This is a genomic window from Sandarakinorhabdus oryzae, assembly GCF_009733735.1.
Classification (GTDB): Bacteria; Pseudomonadota; Alphaproteobacteria; order Sphingomonadales; family Sphingomonadaceae; genus Sandarakinorhabdus; species Sandarakinorhabdus oryzae.
Genome location: NZ_WNJP01000282.1, coordinates 1 through 2,253, shown reverse-complemented (window position 1 = coordinate 2,253; position 2,253 = coordinate 1). Strand labels below are relative to the sequence as shown.

General features: G+C 69.8%; 3 protein-coding genes. 1 reads left to right on the top strand and 2 read right to left on the bottom strand.

Going from position 1 to position 2,253, the window contains the following annotated elements; all coding sequences use genetic code 11:
• On the bottom strand, positions 1 to 846 hold an 846-nt coding region (locus GJ693_RS15605; RefSeq protein ID WP_156257157.1), incomplete at its 3' end, for a hemolysin family protein.
• Between the two features lie 140 nt (positions 847 to 986).
• On the opposite strand from GJ693_RS15605, the gene GJ693_RS15600 reads away from it, so the two are divergent.
• Positions 987 to 1,664, top strand: a complete 678-nt coding sequence (locus tag GJ693_RS15600) for an OmpA family protein (protein WP_156257156.1) — start codon at positions 987 to 989, stop codon at positions 1,662 to 1,664.
• Here GJ693_RS15600 and GJ693_RS15595 read toward each other — a convergent pair.
• Positions 1,661 to 2,253: phenylalanine--tRNA ligase subunit beta-related protein (locus tag GJ693_RS15595; protein WP_456238824.1), on the bottom strand; the 593-nt coding region annotated here is incomplete at its 5' end. The two genes, GJ693_RS15600 and GJ693_RS15595, sit on opposite strands and share 4 nt — an antisense overlap.

Sequence of the window (2,253 nt, the reverse complement as noted above, 5' to 3'; positions counted from 1 at the left end):
ATCGAGCGGCCGGCCCTCGATCAGCGCCTGCACCACGTCGCGCGCCTGCAGCACGCCGATGATGTCGTCCACGCCGCCGCGCGCCACCAGCAGCCGGCTGTGCGGCGTGGCAGCGAGGCGGGCGCGCACCACGTCTTCGGGGGCGCTGGCATCGATCCATTCCACTTCGCCGCGCGGGGTCATCACGCCGCGCACACGCCGGTCGGCCAGGCGCATGATGCCAGAGATCATGTCGCTTTCCTCGGCCTCGATCACGCCGGCGGTGGCCGCTTCGGCGACGACGGAGCGCAACTCCTCTTCGGTCACTGTCTGATCGGCATCGCGGCTCTGGCCGAGCAGGCGAAAGACGAAATGGCTGGAGCGGTCGAGCAGCCACACGAACGGCGTGGTGGCGCGGGCGAACAGCACCATCACCGGCGCGACCTTCACCGCGATGGCTTCAGGCGAGCGCAGCGCGAACTGCTTGGGCACCAGTTCGCCGACGATAAGCGACAGATAAGTGGCGATGACGATGACGACGGCAAAGCCCACTTCCTCGGCGGCGTTGGTGGGCAGGCCAAACAGCAGCGCCAGCCGGTCCCCCACCGGCCGGGCCAGCGTGGCGCCGGAATAGGCACCATTGATGATGCCGACCAGCGTGATGCCGATCTGCACGCCCGACAGGAAACGGCTCGAATCCTCGGCCAGCGCCAGCGCCGTGCGCGCGCCCAGCGAGCCGCGATCGGCCAATCCGCGCAAGCGCGGCCGCCGCGCCGAGACGATGGCCAGTTCCGACATCGCGAAGAAGCCGTTGAGCAGGATCAGGCCGGCAATGATCGCGGCGTCCAGCCAGGGGAAGGGGGCCATGGGCTCCGGGGCAGGCAACGCGGGGCCAGGGTGCCCGCACGGCTTCCTCATACGGGATGCGCCGCGGCTCTGCAAAGGCCGTTCATGATACGGCCACCCGCCGAGGCCTAGCTCGCTCCCACGCAACAGGAGCATATATCATGAAGACCAACCTCACGATCGGCCTCGTGGCCAGCGCACTGGCACTGGCTGGCTGCGCCACCAATCCCGAAACCGGCGAACGTCGCATTGCCCGTCCGGCCGCCACCGCAGCGGCTGGCGCTGGCGCGGGTGCCTTGCTGGGCGCCCTGCTCGGCGGGCGCAACAACCGCGCTGAAGTGCTGATCGGCACCGGTGTCGGCGCCATCGCCGGTGGGGCCGTGGGCAGTTACATGGACAAGCAGGCCCGCGAACTGAAGCAGCGCACGGCTGGCACCGGTATCGAGGTCGAACAGAAGGGTGACGAAATCGCCATCAAGCTGCCCTCTGGTATCGCCTTTGACACCGGCCAGGCGACCGTGCGCCCCGACATGCGCCCGGCGCTGGACAATGTGGCCAAGACGCTGGCCAGCTATCAATCGACCTTCGTCGATGTGACCGGCCACACCGATTCCACCGGCGGGGATGCCATCAACCAGCCGCTGTCGGAACGCCGCGCTGCCGCCGTGGCCGATTATCTGCAGTATCAGGGCGTGCAGCGGGCGCGCATGGCGACCAAGGGTTATGGCGCGCAATTCCCGGTGGCCAGCAACGACAGCGAAGACGGCCGGGCGAAGAACCGCCGGGTGGAAATCCGCCTCTCGCCGGTGACGCAGGCCGACGTGCCAGCCCGGCCTTAACCCCGCAGCGTCGCGCCCAGCTTCGCCGCCGCCGCCACCACCTTGGCGCTGACCGCCTCGATCTCCGCCTCGGTCAGCGTGGCGGTGGTCGGTTGCAGCGTGACCTCGACGGCCAGGCTCAATTTGCCGGGCGCGATGCCGGGGCCGGCATAACGATCGAACAGGCTGACCCCGACGATCAGCGCCTTGTCGGCGCCGGCGACGGCGCGCAGCAGGCTGTCAGCGGGCAGGCTCTCGTCGACGACGAAGGCGAAATCGCGGGTCAGCGGGAGCAGCGGGCTGGGGGCCCAGGCCTCGCGCTTGCGACTCTTGGGCGGTAGCGCGTCGAGGTAAAGTTCAACGGCCGCAACCGGCCCCTTGACGTCGAAATGCGCCGAGGTGCGCGGGTGGATGATGCCGAAATCGGCGAGCGCCACCTTGCCCAGCACCAGCCGGCCAGCGCGGCCAGGGTGCCACCAGCCGTCAGCCGGAGCGACGACAGCCAAGCGCTGCACCGGTGCGCCCAGGGCCGCCAGCGCGGCGAGGGCCTCGGCCTTGGCGTCATAGGCGTCAGGCCTGGCGGCCGGGCCGCTGCGCCAATCGCGTCCGC

What these genes read in the sequence shown, in the direction of transcription:
- GJ693_RS15600 (WP_156257156.1), top strand. Translation starts at nt 987, where the DNA reads ATGAAGACCAACCTCACGATCGGCCTCGTGGCCAGCGCACTGGCACTG.